Raw genomic sequence first — 24,104 nt, 5'->3', positions numbered from 1 at the left:
TGAGCAGGAGAGCCTCCTCTGCATACGCTGTGTTGACGTGAGGTTCTCCTGTGGAGGAAGTGACATGACGGAAACTCTTGTGCCGGGTTCCGGCGGTGCCGTGATAACCGCCGGCGCGCGGGTGGTCGACCACCCGGCGTGGCCCGAGCTCAAGGCCGCCGTGGAGGAGATCCGCCCCTGGCAGGCCAAGGACGGCTCGATCGACTTCGAGGCCGAGGGCGCCCCCGCCCGCATCGACGTCGAGGCCGCCGTGGAGCGGGTCATCGGCGCCGTCGAGGTGCTGTCCCCGCTGCTGCCGCACGCCACCGAGTACCACGCGGCGCTCGTCGCCGACCTGCGCAAGTGGGTCGCGGGCGACTTCCGGGTGCCGGACTTCCTCGACTCCCTGCTGGCCTTCCACCCGGCCGCCGGCCGCGCCGACGGGCTCCAGCACCTCGTGGTGTTCCCGATGTACACGCAGAACGGCAACCCGGACCGCAACTTCGAGGCCGTCGTCCTGAAGATGGTGTGGCCCGAGTGGCTCTCCGAGCTGGAGCGCACCCGGTACGACAACCCGCTCTTCCTCGGCATCACCTTCGAGGACTTCACCCCGGGCTACGACACCCACTCCGCCGTGCTCTTCCCGGAGACCATCGCGGTCCGCGAGGCCCCCGAGCGCTTCACCTGGGGCGGCATCTTCTGCGACCGCGAGGCCGCCCGCTACCGCAAGGTCACCGCGGCCGCCGTCGACATCCTGGGCATCGAGCTGCCCGAGGACATCGCGCGCATGGTCGAGGACCAGGAGCGCTGCGAGAAGGCCTTCGTCCTGTGGGACATGGTCCACGACCGCACCCACAGCCACGGTGACCTGCCGTTCGACCCCTTCATGATCAAGCAGCGCCAGCCGTTCTGGATGTACGGCCTGGAGGAGCTGCGCTGCGACCTCACCGCCTTCAAGGAGGCCGTGAAGCTGGAGTCCGAGGGCAACGAGCACGGCCGCGACGTGCAGTACGCGGTCCTCTTCGACCGGATGTTCCGCTTCCCGGTGTCCGGCGACCGCAACCGGAACTACGACGGCCTCGGCGGCCAGCTGCTCTTCGCGTACCTCCACAAGCACGACGTCGTGCGCTGGACGGACAACAAGCTGAAGATCGACTGGATGCGTGCCCCGCAGGTCACCAACCAGCTGTGCGCCGAGATCGAGGACCTCTACCGGGCCGGCATCGACCGCCCGAAGCTGGTCCACTGGTTCAAGGCGTACGAGCTCGTCTCCACCTACCTCGCCCCGCACCCGGGCTCCAAGTGGGCCAAGGGCCCCGACGCCCTCGACCTGACGCAGCCGCCGCGGAAGCTCGTCGACGACGTGCTTCCGGACGAGTTTCCGCTGAGCATGTTCTATGAGGCCCTCGCCAAGAAGCTCAAGGGCGTGATCGCCTCCACGAAGGGCATCACTGCTCTGAACGCGGGACACGTAGAGGACGACGACCAGGCAGAGCGAGCCGCCGCGTGAGCTCTCGCCCACAGGAGGCTGCAGAGATGAACGGGTCCGGGAACGGCAACGGGAAGCTCCATGGCGCCGTAGTGGCGGTGGCCGGAGCCGGCGGCCCCGCCGGCCACGCCGCGCTGCTCCGCCTCGCGGAGGCGGGCGCCATCGTGGTGGCCTCCGACGCCGATCCGACGCGTCTGGCGGAGGCCGTGGACGCGGCCCGCTACGCCCACGGCGGCGCCACGGTCGTCGGTGACACCGTCGACCTGCTCGACCTGGACGCCACCAAGGCGTGGGCCGAGCGGACGGAGAAGGAGTTCGGGCGCGTCGACGGGCTCGTCCACCTCGTGGGCGGCTGGCGCGGCAGCAGCTCCTTCACGGAGACGGACCTCGCGGACTGGACCTTCCTGGAGAAGCTCCTGATCCGCACCGTGCAGACCACCTCGCTCGCCTTCCACGACGCCCTGCTGCGCAGTGACCGCGGCCGCTACGTCCTGATCAGCCAGTCCGGCGCGCACAAGCCGGTCGCCAACAACGCCGCGTACAACGCCGGCAAGGCGGCCGCCGAGGCGTGGACGCTCGCGCTCGCCGACTCCTTCCGCAAGGCGGGGGGCGAGGAGGGCCCGGGCGCCGCGGCTGCGATCCTGGTCATCAAGGCACTGGTGCACGACGCGATGCGCGCTGAGCGCCCCAGTGCGAAGTTCGCGGGCTTCACCGACGTCAAGGAGCTGGCCGAGGCCATCGCCGGCGTCTGGGAGCGGCCCGCCACCGATGTGAACGGACAGCGTCTGTGGCTCACTCCGCAACCGTGAAAACCGATGCGCACCGCCACCACGACCCGGCGGTACGCGGTTTCGCGAGCGACAACTACGCGGGGGTGCATCCGGAGATCCTGGAGGCCGTCGCGCTGGCCAACGGAGGCCACCAGGTCTCCTACGGCGACGACGAGTACACCGAGTACCTGCAGAAGATCTTCCGCAGTCACTTCGGTCCGTACGCGCAGGCCTACCCGGTCTTCAACGGCACCGGTGCGAACGTGACGGCCCTCCAGGCCCTCACCGACCGCTGGGGCGCGGTGATCTGCGCGGAGACGGCGCACATCAACGTCGACGAGGGCGGCGCGCCCGAGCGGATGGCGGGCCTCAAGCTGCTCACCGTGCCCACCCCGGACGGCAAGCTCACCCCCGAGCTCATCGACCGGCAGGCCTGGGGCTGGGAGGACGAGCACCGGGCGATGCCGCAGGTCGTCTCGATCACCCAGAACACCGAGCTCGGCACCGTGTACACGGTCGACGAGATCAAGGCCATCACCGAGCACGCGCACGCCAAGGGCATGAAGGTGCACCTCGACGGTGCCCGGATAGCCAACGCCGCGGCCTCGCTCGACGTGCCGATGCGCGCGTTCACGAACACCGCCGGCGTCGACGTGCTGTCCTACGGCGGCACCAAGAACGGCATGATGTTCGGCGAGGCCGTGGTCGTGCTCAACCCGGACGCCGTCCGGCAGATGAAGCACATCCGCAAGATGTCGATGCAGCTCGCGTCGAAGATGCGCTTCGTGTCGGTGCAGCTGGAGGCCCTGCTCGCCAAGGACCTGTGGCTGCGCAACGCCCGGCACGCCAACGCGATGGCGCAGCGGCTGGCCGAGGGCGTGCGCGAGACCGACGGGGTGGAGATCCTCTACCCGGTGCAGGCGAACGCCGTCTTCGCGCGGCTTCCGCACGAGGTGTCGCGCCGGCTCCAGGAGCGCTACCGCTTCTACTTCTGGGACGAGATGGCGGGCGACGTCCGCTGGATGTGCAGCTACGACACCCGGGAAGAGGACGTGGACGGCTTCCTCCAGGCCCTGAAGGAAGAGCTGGCCCGCTGAGCCCGGTCGCCCGGATAATTCGATAGGCATGCGTGAATGCGCATAGGTATGCTCCTGGATCATGGAGATGATCCAGGAGCATCCTGACGTCGCCGCCTATCTGGCGGCCGACGACGTGGTCGACCACGACCATCCCCTCGTCCGCGAGACCGCCGACGCCCTGTGGACCGCCACGGGCGGCGACCCGTACGCCTATGCGGAAGTCGCCTTCGAGTTCGTCCGCGACACGGTCGCGCACTCCGCCGACTCCGGGGACATGCGTGTCAGCTGGCGCGCCTCCGACGTGCTCGGCACCCGCAACGGCATCTGCCACGCCAAGGCCCACGCCCTCGCCGCCCTGCTGCGCGCCCAGGGCATCCCCGCGGCCCTCTGCTACCAGCTCCTGACCGACGACGACGGCTCGAACGCCCTGGTCCACGGCCTGATCGCGCTGCGCCTGCCCGGCGGCGACGGCTGGGCCCGGGTCGACCCGCGCGGCAACAAGCCCGGCGTGGACGCCCAGTTCGTCCTGGACCGGGAGCAACTGGCCTTCCCCGTCCGCCCCGAGCTCGGTGAGATCGACTACCCCGGGCTGTACGCCACCGCGCACCCGGCCGTGCTCAAGGCGCTCCGGGAGTCCGCCGACCGGCCGGAGCTGTGGCGGAACCTGCCGACGGGGCTGTAGCGGCCCCGGCCGACTGCCCGCTCGCGGCGGGTACGGGCCTTCGCGCGGCCACCGCGGCGTGCAGCAGGGCGGCGGCCAGCTGGAGCACGGCGATCCCGCCCAGCAGCGCCTGCGCGGGCAACTCTGCCGTCAGCCCCACCAGGGCCGCGCCGGCCGAGGCGGCCGTCAGCTTGAGGCCCGCGCCGAGGGTGAACACCTGGGTCCGCACCGCCTCCGGCGCGTACTGCGAGCGGATCCGCAGCGTGGCCGTCAGCAGCGGGCCGTCGCACACCCCGGCCACCGCGAACAGCGCCGCCGTCACCGCGACCGACGGGGACAACGCGGCCGCCGCCAGTGCCACCCCGGTGCCGGCCAGGGCCCAGCGGGCCAGCCGGCCCGGCTCCACGGCCGTCATCCGGCCCAGGGTCAGCGAGCCGGCCAGGGCGCCCAGGGCGAACGCCGTCATCAGGACGCCGCCCGCGCGCGGACTGCCGAGCGCGCCGGCCAGCAGCACCGAGGTGGCGGTCAGCGAGCCGATGCCGACGAAGGCCAGCGTGGTGGCCGAGGTGATGGCCCGCAGCTCCCGCACCCGCCACAGGGCGGCCAGCCCCGCGCCCAGGCCGGCGCGGGGGCCGCCGGACGCGGGCGCCGCGGCGGGCGGCCCGTACGGGAGGCTCCCGGCGAGCACCGCCGCCAGCACCCCGGACGCGGCGAGCACCGCCATCGCGGGCGCCGCCGAAGCCAGCGCCGCGACCAGGCCGACCACCGCCGGGGCGGTGACGGAGGCGGCGTTGTAGGTGGACGCGTCCCAGCCGTACGCCCGGTCGCGCCGGGCGCCCTCCGGGACCAGACCCGCGACCAGGCTGGAGAGCCCGCCCGTCACCATGGGTCCGCAGGCGCCGCCGAGCACCGCCACCGCGAGCACCACCGGCGCCGGGGCCCGGCCCAGCAGCACGGCGAGTGCGGCCGCCGCCGCGGTGAACCCGCTCAGGGTGGCGACGTAGAACAGCCGGGGACGGCGAGTCCGGGCCGCGGCGGCGCCCGCGAGCGGGGCCGCCAGGACGTGCGGGGCCAGCCAGGCGGTCAGTACGTACGCCCCGTACGCCGCGCTCCCGGTCCGCTCCAGGGCGAGCAGCACCACGGCCATGCCCATGCCCTCGGAGGCGAAGCGCGCGGCGAGCGCCGCCGCCAGGTACCGCCCGAACCCGTGCATCCCGGACCCCTCCCCTTGGGCTGTAACGTGATGGGCGGACAAGACGTTACGCCATGTGGGTGTACGACGAAAGGACCTGGGGATGGCGGAGGCGGCGGGCTCCGGCCGGGCGGGCTTCTCGGCGGGCCGAAGGCTGATCGACCTGGCCGAGGCGGTCCGGGCGGACGCCGAGTGCCCGCGCGCGGAACTCGCCGCGCTGCTCGCCCGGCACGGTGAGCGCCCCGGGGACCTCATCGACGAGGCGTTCACCGAGGCCGACGCTGCCGAACTGCGCGCCGCCGCCCGGCGGATGGGCGCGGTGCTCGCCGAGGCGGACGAGGACCGCGCCGCGGGCGCCCTCAACGCGCTCTTCGAGGAGTGCGGCACCCGGCCCCGCCTGACCCGGCACGACGGCCACCCCTGGCACCTGCACGTGGACCGGGGTGAAGGGGCGGGCTGGGGCGACTGGTTCCTCGCCTCCGGGGCCCTCGCGCTCGCCCAGCTCCTCACCGAGCACGGCCGGATCGCCTGGGGCGCCTGCGCGGCCGACGGTTGCGGCCGCCTCTTCCTCGGCGCCGGCCCCGGCAGCACCCGCCGCTACTGTTCCCCCGCCTGCGCCACCCGCGCCCGCGTGGCGGCCCACCGCCGCCGCAAGCGGGCCGCCGCGGCGCGGGCCTGACCCTCGCGACGGTCGCCGCCACGACCCCCACCCCCACCCCGCCCGCGCACGCCGCAAGTCCTGCGGCGGCCGCCGCGCCCGCCCGAGCCGCGTGCGGTCGTCGAGTGTGCCGACAACCCCAACTGAGCCGGGGCGGAACGGGAAACGCGGCCCCGCCTTCCCGGCGGGGCCGCGTTCGCGTGTTCGCGCGTGCTCTTGCTGCTCGGGCGCAGGCCCGCTGCCTCAGCCGGCGTCCTTGACCTCGGCCGGCGTCGGCGCCGTGCCGCCCAGGTGGGCCGGCAGCCACCAGGAATCCTCGGGGCCCGCGGGCTTGGCCGGATACGCGCGCTGCGCGGCGTCCAGCAGCTCCTGCACGCGCTCGCGCACCCGCCGCGTGATGGCGCCGGCGTACTGGTCGGCGGGGGCCTCCATCGGCTCGCCCACGCGCATCGTCACCGGGATGTGGCTGCGCTTGAGGTCCTTCGGGCGCCCCTTGGTCCACAGCCGCTGCGTGCCCCACAGCGCCACCGGGATCAGCGGGACGCCGGCCTCCTGGGCCATCCGCGCCGCACCGGACTTGAAGCTCTTGAGGGTGAACGACTGGGAGATCGTCGCCTCCGGGAACACCCCGATGATCTCGCCGGAGCGCAGCGAGTCCAGCGCGTGCTGGTACGCGGTCTCGCCCTGCTTGCGGTCGACCGGGATGTGCTTCATCGCGCGCATCAGCGGGCCGGAGACCTTGTGCCGGAACACCGACTCCTTCGCCATGAAGCGGACCAGGCGCTTCTGCGGCCGCGCGGTCAGCCCGGCGAAGATGAAGTCGAGGTAGCCGATGTGGTTGGACACCAGGACCGCCCCGCCCTTGCGGGGGATGTTCTCGGTGCCCTTCATGTCGATGCGGATGTCCAGCGCGCGGAACAGCGTGTGCGCGGCGCCGATCACCGGGGGGTAGACGAGCTCAGCCATGGAGGGGAGACCCCGCTTTCTGCCTGGGGAGGTGCTCCCGGCCGGAAGTTACGGAAGCGTAGGTACGCGACCATGGGGATCGTGCCCCAAATGTGGCCTGCTGGCCAGTCCAGAGGCCCGCACCCGGCGAGATTCTCGTCACGCCGGGAATGTGGCGCCCGCGCGGGGCGCTCGCAACAGGGTACGGACCATCAGGCGGGCGGGCGTACCGACGAGTACACCGACGAGGACGGGAGCGGGCGTGCGCGGGCGTGACAGCGGCGGCCAGGAGGAACGCGGGGGTCCCGGCGGAGACGCCGTGCCGAGCGGCGTGGCGCGGGGGCGGGTGCCGCTGGGCAGTGCGGACCTGGGTGCCGAGCCGGGGGAGCGGGCGAGCCTGGTCCAGTTCTCCAGCGCCTTCTGCCAGCCCTGCAGGGCCACCCGGCGGATCCTGGCCGAGGTCGCGGGCCTCGTCGACGGGGTCGCGCACATCGAGGTCGACGCCGAGCGGAACCTGGCCCTGGTGCGGGCCCTGGGCATCGAGAAGACGCCCACGGTGCTCGTGCTCGACGGGGACGGGCGGATCGTGCGGCGGGGTGTCGGGATGCCGCGCAAGGCGGACGTGATCGCCGCCCTGGGGGTGGCGGTGGGCGACGGATGAACCCCGGCGCGCCGGGCGACGTACAAGAGGGAGAGGGCCGCTCGCGCCGGTACGCGCGCCCGCACGCAGCGTGACGCGCCTGACATCTGGCCGCTGCCGCTTGACTGTGTACACGAGAGATCGACAGGCTGGTCGTATGCGGTATGAACTCCTGCTTTACCGGCGGCTCCATGTGGACCTCGCCCGGTACGCGAGCGCGCGCTGTTGGGATCGCTGAACGCCCAACCCCTCGATCCCCGACTGTGCCCGTTCCCGCGGCAGAAGGAAGACCCCACATGACGGCCCCGACGGCCACGACAGTCCCGACCGCAGGCCACGACGGCGACCGCTTCGGCCTGCCCGGTTCGCCCGACCTCCTGCGCTCCGTCTTCCGCCGGCACGCCGCCGGGGTCGCGGTGATCACCGCCGCGCACGGCGACGGCCCGGTGGGGTTCACCGCGACCTCGCTCAACTCGGTGTCCGCGGACCCGCCGCTGCTGTCCTTCACCATCGGCACCGGCTCCTCCAGCTGGCCCGCGATACGCGACTCCGGCCACATCGGCGTGCACATACTCGGCGAGCACCAGAGCGAGCTGGCCGGCCTCTTCGCGCGCAGCGGCGCCGACCGCTTCGGCCACGCGACCGCCTGGGCCCCGGGCCCGCACGGGGTCCCGCTGCTGGACGGCGTACTGGCGTGGCTGGCGTGCCGGGTGGTGGCGCTGGTGCCCGCGGGGGCGCACCGGGTGGTCATCGCGGAAGCCCTTGAGGGGGACCCGGCCGGCGAAGGCCGGCCGCTGCTGTACCACCAAGGGCGCTTCAACGCTCTGCGCGACTGAATCGTCCCTGCTGGGACGGGTTCGGGTGCGTTGGCCAGATCACAGTTCGGTGGCCTTGCAACCCGGGAAGACCCACGGTGTACTGACGAGTAACATTCCCTTCGGAGCGCGGGCCGCCCCGACCGGGATCCGCCCGAAAAGGCGCCTATGCTGCCTCCACAAGGCGGTATCAGTAAAAGACGATGCGGTAGGAGAGCCGGCGTGAGCCTGAGGATCGTTGTCTGTGTGAAGTACGTGCCCGACGCCACGGGCGACCGGCACTTCGCCGATGACCTGACCGTTGACCGCGAAGACGTCGACGGCCTGCTGTCGGAGCTCGACGAGTACGCCGTCGAGCAGGCGCTGCAGATCGCCGACGAGGCGGACGACGCCGAGATCACCGTTCTGACGGTGGGCCCCGAGGACGCCAAGGACGCGCTGCGCAAGGCGCTGTCGATGGGTGCCGACAAGGCCATCCACGTCGAGGACGACGATCTGCACGGCTCCGACGTCATGGGCACCTCGCTGGTGCTCGCCAAGGCGATCGAGAAGGCCGGCTACGACCTGGTCATCACCGGCATGGCGTCGACCGACGGCACCATGGGTGTCCTCCCGGCGATCCTGGCCGAGCGCCTGGGCGTCCCGCAGGTCACCCTGCTGTCCGAGGTCAAGGTCGAGGACGGCACCGTCACCGGCCGCCGCGACGGCGACTCCGCGAGCGAGCAGCTCGAGGCCTCCCTCCCCGCGGTCGTCTCCGTGACCGACCAGTCGGGCGAGGCCCGTTACCCGTCCTTCAAGGGCATCATGGCCGCCAAGAAGAAGCCGGTGGAGTCCTGGGACCTGGAGGAGCTGGAGATCGAGTCCGACGAGGTCGGCCTCGAGGGCTCCTGGACCGCGGTCGACTCCGCGGCGCAGCGCCCGGCCCGCACCGCCGGCACGATCGTCAAGGACGAGGGCGAGGGCGGCAAGCAGCTGGCCGCCTTCCTTGCGGAGCAGAAATTCATCTAAGAGGCAGCCTGGCCGGCCAGAGGTTCATCTGAGAACTCCGGTCACCCCCTCATAGTCCCCAGACACTTCGCAATAGCAGGAGAGCAGTCCCATGGCTGAAGTTCTCGTCTACGTCGACCACGTGGACGGCGCCGTCCGCAAGCCCACCCTCGAGCTGCTGACGCTGGCCCGCCGCATCGGCGAGCCCGTCGCCGTCGCCCTGGGCGCCGGTGCGGCCGACACCGCCGCCGTGCTCGCCGAGCACGGCGCCGTCAAGGTCCTCACCGCCGACGCCCCCGAGTTCACCGAGTACCTCGTCGTACCCAAGGTGGACGCGCTGCAGGCCGCGTACGAGGCCGTCTCCCCGGCCGCCGTGCTCGTCCCGTCCTCCGCCGAGGGCAAGGAGATCGCCGCGCGCCTGGCGGTCCGCATCGGTTCCGGCATCATCACCGACGCCGTCGACCTGGAGGCGGGTGACGAGGGCCCGGTCGCGACGCAGGCCGCGTTCGCCGCTTCCTTCACCACCAAGTCCCGTGTCTCCAAGGGCACCCCGGTCATCACCGTCAAGCCGAACTCGGCTCCGGTCGAGGCCGCCCCGGCCGCCGGCGCCGTCGAGGCGCTCGCCGTCACCTTCGGCGCGCTGGCCACCGGCACCAAGGTCGTCTCCCGCACCGCGCGCGAGTCCACCGGCCGCCCCGAGCTGACCGAGGCCGCGATCGTGGTCTCCGGCGGCCGCGGCGTCAACGGTGCCGAGAACTTCCACATCATCGAGGACCTCGCGGACTCCCTCGGTGCGGCGGTCGGCGCCTCGCGCGCCGCCGTGGACGCCGGCTGGTACCCGCACTCCAACCAGGTCGGCCAGACCGGCAAGTCGGTCTCCCCGCAGCTGTACATCGCCTCCGGCATCTCGGGCGCGATCCAGCACCGGGCCGGCATGCAGACCTCGAAGACCATCGTGGCCATCAACAAGGACGCCGAGGCACCGATCTTCGACCTGGTCGACTACGGCGTGGTCGGCGACCTCTTCGAGGTCGTCCCGCAGCTGACCGGCGAGATCAAGGCCCGCAAGGGCTGACCTGCGTCGATGCTGTGACTCGGGGCCGCGTGGTGACACTCACCACGCGGCCCCGAGGTGTTTCCTGCAACCATTGACTAGACAATGTACTCATCACTAAATTCTGCTATGCGGATCTAAGCTTCCGTGAAGCGGAAAAAGAGGAGAGTGCACGATGGGTCAGCAGGAGAAGGTGGCGACGAGCCTCGCAGGCGCGATCAGCGAGGGCATCAGCGCCTCCCTCGCCCCGGTGGACGCGGAACTCGCGCGCCACTACCCGGGCGACCCCGGCACCCGTCAGCCCATCCACACGGTCTACGTCCCCGGTGACGTCTTCGCGGCCGACACCATCCGCTCCTGGGGCGACCAGGCCCTCGCCGCCCTCGACGAGCACGCTCCGGACGCCGCCACCTTCGCCAAGGTCCTCGGCATCAGCGACGAGCTGGCCGTACCCGTCTACGACCGGGTCCGCGCCAAGCTCGCCTCCGAGCCCATCGAGGACCTCCGCGTCGACTTCGAGGACGGCTTCGGCGTCCGCTCCGACGAGGAGGAGGACCAGGCCGCGGCCCGCGCCGCCCGCCTCGTCGCGGAGGCGTTCTCGAACGGGACGAACGCCCCGTACATGGGCATCCGCATGAAGTGCATGGAGTCCAACGTCCGCGACCGCGGCATCCGCACCACCGACATCTTCCTCACCGGGCTGCTCGCGCACGGCGGCCTCCCGGACGGGCTGGTCCTCACCCTGCCGAAGGTCACCTACGCAGAGCAGGTCAGCGCGTTCGTCGAGCTGCTGGAGGCCTTCGAGACCGCCCGCGGACTGCGCACGGGCCGGATCGGCTTCGAGATCCAGATCGAGACCAGCCAGTCGATCGTGGCCTCCGACGGCACCGCGACCGTCGCCCGGATGATCGAGGCCTCCAAGGGCCGCGCGACGGGCCTGCACTACGGCACCTTCGACTACAGCGCCTGCGTCGGCGTCTCCGCCGCGTACCAGTCGAGCGACCACCCCGCCGCCGACCACGCCAAGGCGATCATGCAGGTCGCCGCCGCCGGCACCGGCGTACGCGTCTCCGACGGCTCGACGAACGTCCTGCCGATCGGCACCACCGAGCACGTCCACGAGGCCTGGAAGCTGCACTACGGCCTCACCCGCCGCGCCCTGGCCCGCGCCTACTACCAGGGCTGGGACATGCACCCGGGCCACCTTCCGACCCGCTACGCGGCCGTGTTCACCTTCTACCGCGAGGGCCTGGAGACCGCCGCGGCCCGTCTGAAGGCGTACGTCGCGAAGATCGAGGGCGACGTCATGGACGAGCCCGCCACCGCGAAGGCCCTGGCCGGCTACCTGGTGCGCGGCCTCGACTGCGGCGCGGTCGGCGCCGACGAGGTCACCGCGCTCACCGGCCTGACCCGCGCCGAGCTTGACGCGTTCGCGATCCCGCGCCGCTCGGCGACGCTGACGGCGACGGCCTGACGGTCGCAGCCGTGTGCGGGGCACGGCCGGGGGTCCGCCCCGGCCGGGCCGCGCCGATGATCCACCGGAGCAGGGTGCCGTCCTGGCCCGCCGTGGCGAGCATGCTGCCGTCGGGGGAGCAGGCCACCCCGCACACCGGGCCCGTGTGACCGGTCAGCGGCTCGCCCAGGGGCCGCCCGGCGGCAGGGTCCCACAGCCGCAGCGTGCCGTCCACGCTCACGGTGGCCAGGAGGGTTCCGTCCGGCGTGAACACCAGGTCGTTGATCATCGCGGCGTGGCCGGCGAGGGGGTTTCCGCGTGGTTCCCCCGTCCTCGGGTTCCACAACCGCACGGTGGCGTCCGCGCCCGCCGTGGCCAGCACCTTGCCGTCGGGTGTGAACGCCGCCGACCACACCGGGCCCTCGTGGCCGTCCAGCACGCGGCTGTTCGGCAGCTCCCTGGGCCGGGAGAGGTCCCACAGCCGTACCGTCCCGTCCCGGTACGTGCCGACGAGCCGGCGGCCGTCCGGGGAGAACGCGACTCCCAGGGCATCCTTGGCCTGCCCGGGGAACGGGTCCCCCGCGGGCTTTCCCGATGCCGCGTCCCACAGCCGCAGCATGCCGTCCGCGCCGGCGGTGGCCAACAGCCGTGCGTCGGCGGACAGCGCCAGACGCATCACCGGACCGTCGTGACCGGTCAGCGGCTCGCCCGCGGGGCGCGCCGTGCGCGGATCCCAGGGGATCGCGACCGATGTCATGGCCGGCGTGACGAACAGCCGCCCGTCGGGGGTGTAGAGCAGCCCCCAGGGCAGGACCGGCGGGCCGGCGAGCGGCCCGCCGGCCGGCCGGCCCGTCAGGGTGTCCCGGAACAGCACTTTCTGGGTGTCGGTGGTCATCGCCAGCACCCGCCCGTCGGGGGAGAAGGCGACCCGGACCAGGCACTCGTCCAAGGCCAGTGGGGGCAGGGGCACGAGCTTCCCGTCGGCGGTCAGGACGGCCAGGGCCCCGGCGGCGACGCCGCCGGAGCCCGAGACGGGGGCCGGCGGCCGCGCCTGTCGCTCGTACAGGAGCACCGTGGTGTCCCGGGACCCCGTGGCGAGCAGGGCGCCGTCCGGGGAGAAGGCCAGGGCGTGGACGGGCTGCCGGTGTCCGGTCAGCGGGGGGCCGGCGGGCCGTCCGGTGGCGGTGTCCACGAGGTGTACGGCGCCGTCGTCGGCGGCGCTGGCGAGCACTCGCCCGTCCGGGGAGAAGGCGACGGCGCAGACCGCTCCGCTACGCGGGGCCGGCTGCGCGGCGCGGGGCAGGCCGGTGGCGGTGTCCCGCAGGAGCAGCGAGCCGTCGTGCCCGGCGGTGGCGAGCAGCCGGCCGTCCGGGGAGAACGCGGCCGTGTCCGGGTCGACCGGCTGACCGGAGAGGGGCTCGCCCAGGGGCTGTGCGCCGAACACCTCCCACATGCGGACCCCCGCCGGGTCGGCCACGAGGGCGAGCACCTGCCCGTCGGGGGTGAAGCCGACGGCGGTGACACGGCCCGGGAGGTCGTGGGCGGTGGACGGTACGGGCAGGTGGCCGGCCGCGTACCAGACCCGGGCCGCTCCCGCGGTGTCGACACTCACGAGCAGGCGGCCGTCCGGTGAGTGGGCCAGCCGGGAGAGGGGCTGCTGGTGGGCCTTCTCCAGGGCCGTCTTGCGGCGCGTTCGGAGCACCGCGTCCCAGAGGGAAACGGTGCGGGTGTCCGTGTGGTTCACCGTCATCAGGGCGTTGTCGGGGGCGAACGTGACGGGCCCCGAGTCCCGGATCATGGCGCGGTACTTGTACGGAAGTCCGGTGTCGGTGTTCCACAGCAGTACCTCGTCCCCGTCGGCGGCGGCGGCCAGTTGCCTCCCGTCGGCGGGGAAGGCCAGGTGCCGGACCGGGCCCGGGTGCCCGACCATCCGGAAGCGCAACGTGTACGGGGAGAAGGCCGGGTCCGGGGCGGGGGCGGCAGCGGGCTCGGGCCGGGTGACGACCGGCGGTGACCCTTCGGCGGGAGCCCCGACCGGGGTCGGGGCTGGGGTCGGGGTCGGGGCCGCGGACCGCGCGGCGGCGATCGCCCGCCAGCGCACGCGCCAGGGGGTCAGCTCCGGGGCGGTGTGGGTGGGGACCGGCACCTCGCCGCCGAACTCGTCGTAGGCGTACAGGATCCGGACCAGGGCCATCAGGGTGTCGATCCTGACGAGCCGTTTGGCGTTGAACGCGTCGCTCAGGGTGGCCGTCGACAGCTGGATCCCGGCGCCGGACCCTGCCGCGCGGGCGACGAGATCGCGGTAGGAGGGGTTGCCGCGCTCGATCCGCAGGCGGCGTAGTTCGGCGGCGAGGGCGCCCAGTTCGGCGCCGACCGGGCCGGTGGGCTGCGAGGTCATGGCGAACACGGTAGAACGCCCGCGGGGTGGCGGTCCGTGCTTCCCCGAATTTCCCTGAACTTCCCCGAATTTCTGCGAACGGCACGGAACGGCGTGCGGCCGCAGGGAACGGCACGGCGGAACGGGCGGAGCGGTCCCCGCCGAACGCGGCTCCGTTCAGGAGGAGTTCGGCGGTGATCCAGGGTGAGCCGGAGTCGTTCCGTCCGCGAGGTGCGGAGGCCGCCGGGCGGTGAAATCGAGGCATGACCACACCACCACCGGGCACCGATCCGCCGTTCCTGTCCCTGCACACCGCCGTCGTGCTCGTCATCGCCGTGCTGATCGGCCTCGTCGTCGGCGGGCTGACCTTCCTGGGCGGCTTCCATCCCGCCCTCGCGGTACTCGCCGGACTGGGCGCCACCGGGGCGGCCGTGCCCGTACTGCGGTCTCTGATCCGGTGAGCGTCAGGAGGGCGGGGAGATCTCCCCCGAGCCGCGCCGGATCAGCCGGGTCGGGAGTTCCGTGCGGGCCGGGGGGAGGGCGGCGCCGGCGAGGCGGTGGAAGAGCCGGCCGGCGGCGACCCTGCCGAGGGCCGCGGGGTCCTGGGCGACCACCGTCACGCCGGGGCGCAGCAGGTCTGCCAGCTCGAAGTCGTCGAAGCCGACCAGGGCCACCGGCGGCGTCCGCCCGGCCAGCACCCGTACCACCGTCACGGTCACGCGGTTGTTGCCGGCGAAGACGGCCGTCACCGGATCCGGGCCCGTCAGCATCGAGTGGGCGGCCGCGCGGACGCGCTCCGGCTCGGTGGAGCCGAGGGACACCCAGGATCCAGCCACCGGAAGGCCCGCGTCCGCCATGGCGGCGCGATAGCCGCGCAGCCGCTCCGCGGCCGTGTGGATGTGCGCCTGGTCCCCGATGAAGCCGATCCGGCGGTGGCCTCCGGCGATCAGGTGGGCCACGCCGTCGCGGGCGCCGCCGAAGCTGTCGGAGAGCACCACGTCCGCGTCGATCCGGCCGGCCGGGCGGTCCACGAACACCGTGGCCACGCCCGCCCGGATCTCCGGCTCCAGGTAGCGGTGGTCGTCGCCGGCCGGGATCACGATCAGCCCGTCCACCCGGCGCGCGCACAGGGCGAGGGCCAACTCCCGCTCCCGGTCCGGGTCCTCGGCGCTGGAGCCGATGATGAGCAGGGCGCCGTGCGCGCGGGCCACCTCCTCGACCGCCCGGTTCAGCGGACCGTAGAACGGGTCGGCGAGGTCCTCCAGGACCAGGCCGACGCTGGCGGTACGGCCCTTGCGGAGCACGCGGGCACTGTCGTTGCGGCGGAAGCCGAGGGCGTCGATGGCCTCCTGGACGCGCCGCCCGGTGTCGGGGGTGACGCCCGGCTCGCCGTTGACCACCCGCGACACCGTCTTGAGGCCCACGCCCGCGCGGGCCGCCACGTCCTTCATGGTCGGCCGGTTGCCGTAGCGGGGCTCGGACGGACGGCGGCTGTGGGGCACGGCGGGGATACCTCCGGAGGTCTGGGGCGAGGTAGGACAACGCCCTGACCTTGAGGATAAGCACTCGGCTGATAACCGGGTTTCCGTGGCAGGGTGGTGCGGGCAAGCCACTGGGGGCTGCGGAGGCGAGCCATCGCGAGAGGGGTACACGTGATTGTCTGGATCAACGGCGCGTTCGGTGCCGGGAAGACCAGCACGGCCCGCGAACTGGCAGGACTCCTTCCGGACAGCACCCTGTTCGACCCGGAGTTCATCGGCGACGCGCTGCGCGTGCTGTTGCCGCGCAAGCGGCTCGCCGAGGTCGGCGACTACCAGGACCTGCCGAGCTGGCGGCGGCTCGTCGTGGACACGGCGGCGGCCATGCTCGGGGAGTTGGGCGGGGTGCTCGTGGTGCCGATGACGCTGCTGCGGCAGGAGTACCGGGACGAGATCTTCGGCGGTCTGGCGGCGCGTCGGATTCCGGTGCGACACGTCCTGCTGGCCCCGGCGGAAACGATCCTTCGGGAGCGGATGGCGGGGCGGCGGGCGCGGCAGGAGCCCCAGACGGAGCCGCAGACGGAGCCGGCGGATCCGCAGGACCGGCACGGAGCGTACGAGCACATCTCCACGTACCAGCAGGCGCTGGGCTGGCTCACCGCCGACGCGCACGTCATCGACAACGGCGCGATCGGCCCGCGGGAGACGGCGGAGCGGATCGCGGAGGCCGTACGGACCGACGCGGCGCGGGTCTGCGACATCGTGCAGACCCCGGAGCCGACGCGGGAGACCGTGGCGGCGGGGGTGCTGCTGTTCGACGAGCGGGACCGGGTGCTGCTGGTTGATCCGACGTACAAGGCGGGCTGGGAGTTCCCGGGCGGCGTGGTCGAATCGGGCGAGGCGCCGGCCCGTGCGGGGATCCGGGAGGTGGAGGAGGAACTGGGCCTCGCCCTCGACCGGGTGCCGGGGCTGCTGGTGGTGGACTGGGAGCCGCCGCGCCACCCCGCTTACGGGGGCCTGCGGTTGCTCTTCGACGGGGGCCGCCTGACGGAGCCCGACATCGCGAACCTGCGCCTGCCCGGGCCGGAGCTGCGCCAGTGGCGGTTCGTCACCGAGCCGGAGGCGGCGACCCTGTTGCCGCCACAACGCCGCGAACGCCTGCGCTGGGCCCTGCGCGCCCGCGAACGCGGCCACCCCCTCTACCTGGAGGCGGGCCGCCCGACGCCGTAGCCCCCCGGGCCGGTGACGGGGGGCGGGACGGGGCTTGGCCTGGCCTGGCCTGGCCGACAACCGAGCTTGCCGACAACGGAGCTTGGCCGGCGGCGGGGCTCGGCCGACGACGGGGTCCGGCCGAGACGGCGTCCGGCCGAGACGGCGTCCGGCCGACGACGGGGCCCGGCCGACGACGGGGCCCGGCCCTGGCCTGGCCGGCGACGGGGCCCGGCCGACCATGGAGCCCCGCCGGCGACGGGGCCTGGCCGGCGACGGGTCCGCGCACCGCGCCGGCGTCCCGCACCGAGGCCGGGAGGACGCCCGGAGACGCCCGGGGAGCAGCCGCCGGTGGACGGCCCGGCCGGGCGGGTGTCAGCGCGGCACGGTCTCGCCCGCGAGGACGGCGTTCATGACGCGCTCGACGGTCTCCCGCTGCTCTCCGACCGGGGCCGCGTAGGCGATGGAGGCGCGCGCCGCGTCCTCGCCGAGCGTCCGGGTCATCACCCAGGCGGCGAGGTACTGCGACGCCAGGCAGCCGCCGGCCGACGCGATGTTGCCCTCGGCGTGGAACGGCGCGTCCAGCACGGTCACGCCGCGGGCCTCGACGAACGGGCGGCTCGTCAGGTCCGCGCAGACCGGCATGGAGTCCAGCAGCCCGAGCCGCGCCAGCACCAGCGCGCCCGAGCACTGCGAACCGATCAGCTGGCGCGCGGGGTCCAGCGGCAGCTGGGCGAGCAGCCGGTCGTCGGCGACCACGTCACGGGTCTTGACCCCGCTCCCGATCAGTACGACGTCCGCTTCGGGAATGAACTCCATCGGGCGCTGCCCCCTCACCTCGACGCCGTTCATCGAGGTGACCACGGGCGTCGGCGTGGTGATGAAGGCCTCCAGGCCGTCCTTGCGGCAGCGGTTGATCAGGGCGGCGGCGATGAAGCTGTCGAGCTCGTTGAACCCGTCGAAGGTGACCACGGCTACCTGCATCAAAACTCCTCGGTTGCGGCGTCGGACCTCCAGTCTTCCCCCGCCGCCCCGGCGGTCACCTGGCCAATCGGACTCAAGTGGCCTGCCGGAGGGCCGCCGCCGTGCCGGAGGTCAGCGGGTCGCCGTGGCCGAAGCAGGCCACCGACGGGGCGAGCGCGGCCAGCCGGCGCAAGGAGGCCTCGGCCTGGGCGCGGTCCACGTTGAACACGCCCAGCATCACCTGGCCCACCCCTGCCACGCAATCACCCGTGAACAGCACCCCGTGGCGCGGCAGGTGGACCCCTATGCTGCCCGGGGTGTGACCGGGGGCGTGCACGATGACCGCCCCGTCGCCGAAGGGGAGGACCTCGCCGTCCGCCAGCTCGCGGTCCACCCGCACCGGCGGAGCCGGCGGCACCGTCAGGCCGTGTGCGTACAGCGGGACCTCCCAGTCCAGCAGCACCGGCTCCGGGACCGGCCGCTCGCCCCGGATCACCGGGGCGTCCAGGCCGTGCGCGAGCACCTCCGCGCCCCAGCGGCCGGCGAGTTCACCGGCCGCGCCGATGTGGTCGCGGTGGCAGTGGGTCAGGACGATCCGCTCCAGGCACTCCGGCCGCAGCCCGAGCGAGCGGATCCCGCCCTCGATCGCGTCCGCCGCGCCGGCGTGCCCGGCGTCGATCAGGGTCAGCGCCTCGCCGTCGCGCCACAGGTAGGCCTGGCCGATGCGGAAGCGGAGCATGTGCAGCCGGCCGGGGATCACTTCTACGAGGTCGAGTTCCATGATCCCAACGTACGTACGACCGCTCCGCTCCCGGGGTTCCTTTCACCGGGAGCGGAGTTCGCTCGTGGCGCAGCCCGGCGGCGCGTCAGCCGCGCTTGGACTCCGCGTAGTTCAGCAGGAAGTGGGCCTCGGCGACCGACAGCCGCTCCAGCTCCTCGGGGGACACGCTCTCGTTCACCGCGTGGATCTGCGCCTCCGGCTCGCTCAGCCCGATCAGCAGCATCTCCGCCTCCGGGTACAGCGACGTCAGCGTGTTGCACAGCGGGATCGAGCCGCCCATGCCCGCGATCTGCATCTCCTGGCCGGGGTACGCCACCCGCATCGCCGCGGCCATCGACGCGTACGCCGGGCTGCTCGTGTCGGCCTGGAACGGCTGCCCCTGGCCCACGACCTCCAGCTCCAGCCGCGCCTGCCACGGCGTGTGCGCCACCAGGTGCGCCTCCAGCCGCTTGATGGCCTCCGCGGTGTCCACGCCCGGCGGCACGCGCAGGCTGATCAGCGCGCCCGCGCTCGCGTGCACCGACGGGGTGGCGCCGACGACCGGCGGGCAGTCGATACCGAGGACGGTGACCGCCGGGCGCGCCCAGAGGCGGTCCGCGATGGTGCCCTCGCCGATCAGGCCGACCCCGTCCAGCACCTTCGCGTCGGAGCGGAAGTCCGCCTCCGGGTACTGCAGGCCCTCCCAGACCGCGTCCGAGGCCAGCCCGTCCACGGTGGTCGAGCCGTCGGCCGCGCGCAGCGAGGCCAGCAGCTGGATCAGGGCCGCCAGCGCGTCGGGGGCGACACCGCCGAACATGCCCGAGTGCAGGTTGCCGCCCAGCGTGTCGATCTTGACCTTGACCAGCGTCATGCCGCGCAGCGTCGCCGTCACCGTCGGCAGGCCGAGACGGAAGTTGCCCGCGTCGCCGATGAGGATCGTGTCGGCGGTGAGCAGCTCGGGGTGGGCCTCCGCGTACTGCTGGAGGCCGCCCGTGCCCTGCTCCTCCGAGCCCTCGACGATGACCTTCACGCTCACCGGCACACCGCCGTTGGCCTTCAGCGCCCGCAGCGCCAGCAGGTGCATGATGAACCCGCCCTTGCAGTCCGCCGCGCCGCGCCCGTACCAGCGGCCGTCGCGCTCGGTCAGCTCGAACGCGGGGGAGATCCAGGCGGCGTCGTCGAGCGGCGGCTGCACGTCGTAGTGCGCGTACAGCAGGACGGTCGGGGCGCCCTCGGGGCCGGGCAGGAAGCCGTACACCGACTGGGTGCCGTCCGGGGTGTCGAGCAGCGCCACGTCCTGGAAACCCTCGGCGCGCAGGGCGTCGGCCACCCAGTTGGCGGCACCCTCGCTCTCGCTCTTCGGGAACTGCGCCCAGTCCGCCACCGACTGGAAGGCCACCAGCTCGGTCAGCTCCCGCTTGGCGCGGGGCATCAGCGAGGCGATGGTCTCGGCGATCGGATTCTGGGACATGGGCACGCTCCTTTTGGGTGCGACGTTGTACTCCGTGTACGCCGCCCGCGTACGCGGGGTGTGCGCATGCGGGCACGGCGAAAGACAGCCCCGATCCTCGCACAGCCGGGCACAGCCGGCCGGGGCGGTCTCTCGCCGTAGGATTTCCCCGGCATCCGAGCAACAGCGTGATCAGGAGCAGCAGCACATCGTGAGCAGCGACGACGACGTACACGGCGCAGACGACGTACACGGCGAAGGTTCGGGGCGGGCCGCTCAGGGGGCGGGCGAGGAGGTCGCCGGGGGGACCGGTGAGGTGTGGGACGTGGTCGTGGTCGGGGCCGGCCCGGCCGGCGCCTCGGCCGCGCACGCGGCGGCGACGGCGGGGCGGCGCGTCCTGCTGCTGGAGAAGGCCGAGCTGCCCCGCTACAAGACCTGCGGCGGCGGCATCATCGGCCCCTCGCGCGATGCCCTCCCGCCGGGCTTCGTGCTGCCCCTGAAGGACCGCATCCACGCGGTCACCTTCTCCCACAACGGCAAGCTGACGCGGACCCGGCGCTCGAAGCAGATGCTGTTCGGGCTCATCAACCGGCCGGAGTTCGACGCGGGCCTGGTCGCCGAAGCGGAGAAGGCCGGCGCGACCGTCCGTACCGGGACGGCCGTGGCGCGAGTCGAGCAGCACGGCGCGGCGGTGCCCGACCGGCGCACCGTGGCCGTCGTCCTCGCGGACGGCGAGACCGTGCTGGCCCGGGCGGTTGTCGGCGCGGACGGCAGCGCGAGCCGGATCGGCGCGCACGTGGGCGTCGAGATGGACACCGTCGACCTCGGCCTGGAGGCGGAGATCCCGGTTCCGCAGACGGTCGCCGCGGACTGGAAGGGCCGGGTGCTCATCGACTGGGGCCCGCTGCCCGGCAGCTACGGCTGGGTCTTCCCCAAGGGCGACACCCTCACCGTCGGGGTCATCTCGGCGAAGGGCGAGGGCGCCGCGACCAAGCGGTACCTGGACGACTTCATCGCCCGCCTGGGCCTCGCCGGCTTCGAGCCGGCCGTCTCCTCCGGGCACCTGACCCGCTGCCGCAAGCCCGAATCGCCGCTCTCGCGCGGCCGGGTGCTGGTCGCGGGCGACGCGGCCGGGCTGCTGGAGCCGTGGACCCGGGAGGGCATCTCCTTCGCGCTGCGCTCGGGGCGGCTCGCGGGGGAGTGGGCCGTGAAGATCTCAGAGGCGCAGGACGCGGTGGACGCGCGGCGCCAGGCCCTCAACTACGCCTTCGCGGTGAAGGCGGGGCTGGGTGTGGAGATGGGCGTCGGCAAGCGGATGCTGACCTTGTTCGAGGCCCGGCCGGGGCTGCTGCACGCCGCGATCACCGGTTTCCGGCCGGCGTGGACGTCGTTCGCCCGGATCGTGCGCGGCTCGACGACGCTGGCCGACCTGGTACGGACGTACCCGCTGGCCCGCAGGGCGCTGCACGCGCTGGACAACCGGCAGGCGCGGGGCGGCGGGAGCTGACGGGCGGCGCCGATCCGTCGGGGGCCCGGCGTGCTGCCGGGCCCCCGACGGCGTCGGCCGGTCACGGCTTGGGGCGGTGCTTCTCCAGGCGGGCGAGCAGCAGGTTCGGGTCGGTCTGGGTGTTGAAGGCGCCGCTCGGGACGTAGACCTTCTGCCCGTTCACGGCCACGGAGGTGGGGTTGGACAGCCCGTCGGCCGCCGTCAGCAGAATGCTGTGCGAGCCGTCGCGCTGGACCGCGGCGACCTCGCTGGTGGAGTTCAGGGCGGCCAGGACCGTCTCGCCGTGCCCGGCGAAGGCGAAGTCGTCGATGCCGGCGAGGTCGGTGGCGCGGGTCTCGACCGGGCCCGCGGACCCGTCCGCCTCGACCGGGATCCGCAGCAGTGTGCCCTGGTCGAAGTTGGAGACCCAGACCGAGTCCTTGCGCACCTTGATGCCGTTCGCGCCGATGAGGTCGACGGGTTCGAGCTCGGGGTCGGTGGCCCAGGCCGTCGCCGAGCCGTCGTCGAGGGAGATCCGCCACACCTGCCCGAGGTAGGAGTCGGCGGCGTAGAGGACGCCTCGGTGCTCGTCGATCGCGAGGCCGTTGAGGAAGGCGTCGGCCGGCACGTCGGCGCCGGTGAACTGGCTGACCTCGCCGTCCGGGGTGATCCGCCAGATGCCGTTGGCCTCGGTTCCGGTGGCGTAGCCGACGTAGAGGGTGCCGTCGTGGGCCCGTACGAGGCCGGTCGTGACGGCGACGCCGATGAGCGGTGTCTGGGGGTCCGCCACGGCGGGCAGGGTGGCGATGGTCCGGGTGTGACCGCGCTTGTCCACGCGTGCGACCTGGCGGGCGAGCGCGAACGTCAGGTCGACGGAACCGTCGGGCTCCAGGGCGATGTTCTCCGGGGTCTGGCCCTTCGCGAGGTCGAAGTGCTTGACGATGTGCGGGTCCACGAGCGACAGGGGCGCGGCGGGGGCCGGGGCCGGCAGCGTCGACGGCGGAGGCTCGGCGAAGACGGCGGCGCCGGCGCTGGGGGCGGACGCGAGCACGGCGAGGGCGACGGCTACGGCGCCGGCACCGGCGATACGTGGCAGACGGACCATACGGGGCACGGGACTCTCCTTCTCGACCGGGCACGAAGGCCGGGCGGGGCGAAGGTCCAGCCAAACATGACGGGCCGTCAGGACAGGTGTGCTCGCGCGGCGGGGACGCCGCAGATCGCCCGCACGGTCGAAGCGGGCACGGCCGACGGGGGCGGATCAGTTTGAGGTCGTGAGTCGGAAGACCGGGTGATCGGCGGAAGCCGCCTGGAGTTCCGCTTCGGAGGATCGGGCGGTGACGCCGTTGAAGAAGCGGTTCACCTCCCAGCCCCACTTCTGCAGGTACGTCCGCAGCACGGCGGCCTTGGCCGCGGGGTCGGTGACCTCGGTGACCGTGAAGGCGCGCACCTTGCGGCCCACCCGCAGCTCCCCGCCGCCGGCGACCCGCATGTTGCGCACCCACTGGGAGTGGCCGCGGGCCGAGACCAGGTACTGCTCGCCCTCGTGGGTGTGCGGGTTGACCGGGATCCGCTGCATCTGGCCGGACGTGCGGCCGCGCACCGACAGCTCCGCGCTGCCGGCCAGGCTGATCCCGTGGCGGGCGAGCTTGCCGAAAAGCGCGTTGAAGCGGATGGCGAGCGGACCGGCCTGGACGTAGTGCGGGGTGGGCGCGTTCATGGTGGCCTCCGGGGCTTGGGAGAGCAGTGCTCTCGTTTCGGTGCACTGCCCAGTGTGCACGGAGCGGCGCACCAAAGCAAGAGCACTGCTCTCTGAAGGGATCGGTGCTCCGATTTTTGGGCAGTGCTCCACCCGCATGGCAGACTGGCCCGCATGAGCACCGTGCGAGGGGCCAGGGAACGGGCCCGCATCGAGGTCACCGCCGCCATCAAGGACGAGGCGCGCCGCATGCTCGCCGCCGAGGGCGCGGCCAAACTCTCGCTGCGCGCCGTCGCCCGCGAGCTCGGCATGGTCTCCTCGGCCCTCTACCGCTACTTCCCCAGCCGCGACGAACTGCTCACCGCGCTGATCGTCGACGCCTACGACAGCGTCGGCGCCGCCGCCGAGGAGGCCGACACCCGCGCCGTCGCCGCCGGCGAACAGCCCCGCGCCCGCTGGGTGGCGGTCTGTGAGGCCGTCCGCGCCTGGGCGCTGGCGCACCCGCACGAGTACTCGCTCATCTACGGCTCCCCGGTCCCCGGCTACAGCGCCCCGATGGACACCGTCGGTCCCGCCGCCCGCGTCGGCAACACCTTGATCGGCATCGCCCGCGCCGCCCACCAGGGCCGCGGCCTCGCCCTGCCGCCGCTGCCCGCCGCCCTGCGCCCCGAAGCCGAGCGGATGGTCGCGGACTTCGCCGAGGGCCTGCCCCCGGAGGCGACCGCCGCGCTGGTCGCGGCCTGGGCGCAGCTGGTCGGCCTCATCTCCTTCGACGTGTTCGGCCAGTTCAACCGGGTGGTCGAGGACCGTGACGCCTTCTTCACGCACGCCGCCGGCCGACTGGCGCACGAGGTCGGGCTGCCGTCCGTATGACACGGCATGACCCGGGTGTGACACGGCCCTGACGGAGATTCACGACGGACATTCACATGATGAGGTGACAGCCCGCTCTTCTGTTCC

23 protein-coding genes are annotated in these 24,104 nt (G+C 73.2%); 14 read left to right on the top strand and 9 right to left on the bottom strand.

Going from position 1 to position 24,104, the window contains the following annotated elements; all coding sequences use genetic code 11:
- Positions 1-64 precede the first annotated feature (64 nt).
- The 4 genes from OG982_RS02265 (at position 65) to OG982_RS02250 (ending at position 3,999) form a co-directional block, all read left to right on the top strand.
- Positions 65-1,489, top strand: coding sequence for a DUF6421 family protein (locus tag OG982_RS02265; RefSeq protein ID WP_266790219.1), 1,425 nt, complete (start codon positions 65-67; stop codon positions 1,487-1,489).
- 26 nt (positions 1,490-1,515) lie between these two features.
- Positions 1,516-2,277 (top strand): SDR family oxidoreductase, encoded by a 762-nt coding sequence (locus OG982_RS02260; RefSeq protein ID WP_266790220.1) that lies wholly within the window; start codon positions 1,516-1,518, stop codon positions 2,275-2,277.
- Entirely contained in the window at positions 2,274-3,335 is a 1,062-nt protein-coding gene (locus OG982_RS02255; RefSeq protein WP_266790222.1) for a low specificity L-threonine aldolase, read from the top strand. Before OG982_RS02260 ends, OG982_RS02255 begins: the two co-directional genes overlap by 4 nt.
- Before the next feature lie 61 nt (positions 3,336-3,396).
- Positions 3,397-3,999: a transglutaminase domain-containing protein gene (locus tag OG982_RS02250; protein ID WP_266790223.1), complete on the top strand. Its 603-nt coding sequence runs from the start codon at positions 3,397-3,399 to the stop codon at positions 3,997-3,999.
- On the opposite strand, the gene OG982_RS02245 is transcribed toward OG982_RS02250, so the two are convergent.
- A complete protein-coding gene (locus OG982_RS02245) occupies positions 3,935-5,191 on the bottom strand; it encodes an MFS transporter (RefSeq protein ID WP_266790225.1) in 1,257 nt (418 codons plus the stop codon). The genes OG982_RS02250 and OG982_RS02245 overlap by 65 nt on opposite strands.
- Before the next feature lie 82 nt (positions 5,192-5,273).
- Here OG982_RS02245 and OG982_RS02240 point away from each other — a divergent pair, with 82 nt between their 5' ends.
- Positions 5,274-5,849, top strand: coding sequence for a CGNR zinc finger domain-containing protein (locus OG982_RS02240; protein WP_266792265.1), 576 nt, complete (start codon positions 5,274-5,276; stop codon positions 5,847-5,849).
- A 222-nt stretch (positions 5,850-6,071) separates the two neighbouring features.
- On the opposite strand, the gene OG982_RS02235 is transcribed toward OG982_RS02240, so the two are convergent.
- On the bottom strand, positions 6,072-6,794 hold the full coding sequence (locus OG982_RS02235; RefSeq protein ID WP_266790227.1) for a 1-acyl-sn-glycerol-3-phosphate acyltransferase: 723 nt from the start codon (positions 6,792-6,794) through the stop codon (positions 6,072-6,074).
- Positions 6,795-7,092: 298 nt separating this feature from the next.
- Between OG982_RS02235 and OG982_RS02230 the strand changes: the two genes are divergently transcribed.
- The 5 genes from OG982_RS02230 (at position 7,093) to OG982_RS02210 (ending at position 11,743) form a co-directional block, all read left to right on the top strand.
- Positions 7,093-7,434, top strand: a complete 342-nt coding sequence (locus OG982_RS02230) for a thioredoxin family protein (protein ID WP_266792267.1) — start codon at positions 7,093-7,095, stop codon at positions 7,432-7,434.
- A gap of 275 nt (positions 7,435-7,709) precedes the next feature.
- A complete protein-coding gene (locus OG982_RS02225) occupies positions 7,710-8,249 on the top strand; it encodes a flavin reductase family protein (protein ID WP_266790229.1) in 540 nt (179 codons plus the stop codon).
- A gap of 201 nt (positions 8,250-8,450) precedes the next feature.
- On the top strand, positions 8,451-9,236 hold the full coding sequence (locus tag OG982_RS02220; RefSeq protein WP_266790231.1) for an electron transfer flavoprotein subunit beta/FixA family protein: 786 nt from the start codon (positions 8,451-8,453) through the stop codon (positions 9,234-9,236).
- Positions 9,237-9,327: 91 nt separating this feature from the next.
- Complete coding sequence (locus tag OG982_RS02215; RefSeq protein ID WP_266790233.1) at positions 9,328-10,290, top strand: electron transfer flavoprotein subunit alpha/FixB family protein; 963 nt, start codon at positions 9,328-9,330, stop codon at positions 10,288-10,290.
- Positions 10,291-10,444: 154 nt separating this feature from the next.
- Entirely contained in the window at positions 10,445-11,743 is a 1,299-nt protein-coding gene (locus OG982_RS02210) for an aldolase/citrate lyase family protein (RefSeq protein ID WP_266790235.1), read from the top strand.
- On the opposite strand, the gene OG982_RS02205 is transcribed toward OG982_RS02210, so the two are convergent.
- Positions 11,667-14,120: a WD40 repeat domain-containing protein gene (locus tag OG982_RS02205; RefSeq protein WP_266947790.1), complete on the bottom strand. Its 2,454-nt coding sequence runs from the start codon at positions 14,118-14,120 to the stop codon at positions 11,667-11,669. The two genes, OG982_RS02210 and OG982_RS02205, sit on opposite strands and share 77 nt — an antisense overlap.
- A 242-nt stretch (positions 14,121-14,362) precedes the next feature.
- Here OG982_RS02205 and OG982_RS02200 point away from each other — a divergent pair, with 242 nt between their 5' ends.
- A complete protein-coding gene (locus OG982_RS02200) occupies positions 14,363-14,560 on the top strand; it encodes a hypothetical protein (RefSeq protein WP_266790239.1) in 198 nt (65 codons plus the stop codon).
- A 3-nt stretch (positions 14,561-14,563) separates the two neighbouring features.
- Here OG982_RS02200 and OG982_RS02195 read toward each other — a convergent pair whose 3' ends face one another.
- Positions 14,564-15,550: a LacI family DNA-binding transcriptional regulator gene (locus OG982_RS02195; protein WP_266792269.1), complete on the bottom strand. Its 987-nt coding sequence runs from the start codon at positions 15,548-15,550 to the stop codon at positions 14,564-14,566.
- Between the two features lie 201 nt (positions 15,551-15,751).
- On the opposite strand from OG982_RS02195, the gene OG982_RS02190 reads away from it, so the two are divergent.
- Positions 15,752-16,807, top strand: a complete 1,056-nt coding sequence (locus OG982_RS02190; protein ID WP_266790241.1) for an NUDIX domain-containing protein — start codon at positions 15,752-15,754, stop codon at positions 16,805-16,807.
- Positions 16,808-17,161: 354 nt separating this feature from the next.
- Here the strand turns inward: OG982_RS02190 and OG982_RS02185 are convergent, their stop codons facing one another.
- From OG982_RS02185 to OG982_RS02175, 3 genes are all read right to left on the bottom strand, one after another.
- Positions 17,162-17,770 carry an AraC family transcriptional regulator gene (locus OG982_RS02185; RefSeq protein ID WP_266947789.1) on the bottom strand — a complete coding sequence of 203 codons (609 nt, stop codon included), beginning with the start codon at positions 17,768-17,770 and terminating at the stop codon, positions 17,162-17,164.
- 73 nt (positions 17,771-17,843) lie between these two features.
- On the bottom strand, positions 17,844-18,530 hold the full coding sequence (locus tag OG982_RS02180) for an MBL fold metallo-hydrolase (RefSeq protein ID WP_266790245.1): 687 nt from the start codon (positions 18,528-18,530) through the stop codon (positions 17,844-17,846).
- 85 nt (positions 18,531-18,615) lie between these two features.
- Positions 18,616-19,980 (bottom strand): dipeptidase, encoded by a 1,365-nt coding sequence (locus OG982_RS02175; RefSeq protein WP_266790247.1) that lies wholly within the window; start codon positions 19,978-19,980, stop codon positions 18,616-18,618.
- 295 nt (positions 19,981-20,275) lie between these two features.
- Between OG982_RS02175 and OG982_RS02170 the strand changes: the two genes are divergently transcribed.
- A complete protein-coding gene (locus OG982_RS02170) occupies positions 20,276-21,466 on the top strand; it encodes a geranylgeranyl reductase family protein (protein WP_266792271.1) in 1,191 nt (396 codons plus the stop codon).
- A 61-nt stretch (positions 21,467-21,527) separates the two neighbouring features.
- Here OG982_RS02170 and OG982_RS02165 read toward each other — a convergent pair whose 3' ends face one another.
- Together OG982_RS02165 and OG982_RS02160 are read right to left on the bottom strand one after the other, a co-directional pair.
- The gene (locus tag OG982_RS02165; protein WP_266792272.1) at positions 21,528-22,550 is read right to left on the bottom strand and encodes a hypothetical protein; all 1,023 of its coding nucleotides are present in this window, start codon (positions 22,548-22,550) and stop codon (positions 21,528-21,530) included.
- 156 nt (positions 22,551-22,706) lie between these two features.
- Positions 22,707-23,165 (bottom strand): nitroreductase/quinone reductase family protein, encoded by a 459-nt coding sequence (locus tag OG982_RS02160; RefSeq protein WP_266790249.1) that lies wholly within the window; start codon positions 23,163-23,165, stop codon positions 22,707-22,709.
- Between the two features lie 153 nt (positions 23,166-23,318).
- Between OG982_RS02160 and OG982_RS02155 the strand changes: the two genes are divergently transcribed.
- Positions 23,319-24,017, top strand: coding sequence for a TetR/AcrR family transcriptional regulator (locus tag OG982_RS02155; protein WP_266790251.1), 699 nt, complete (start codon positions 23,319-23,321; stop codon positions 24,015-24,017).
- The last annotated feature ends 87 nt before the right edge of the window (positions 24,018-24,104 follow it).

The organism is Streptomyces sp. NBC_01551 (assembly GCF_026339935.1).
Classification (GTDB): domain Bacteria; phylum Actinomycetota; class Actinomycetes; order Streptomycetales; family Streptomycetaceae; genus Streptomyces.
Note: the sequence above shows the minus strand (reverse complement) of the source record. Positions and strands in the feature narration are given on the sequence as shown.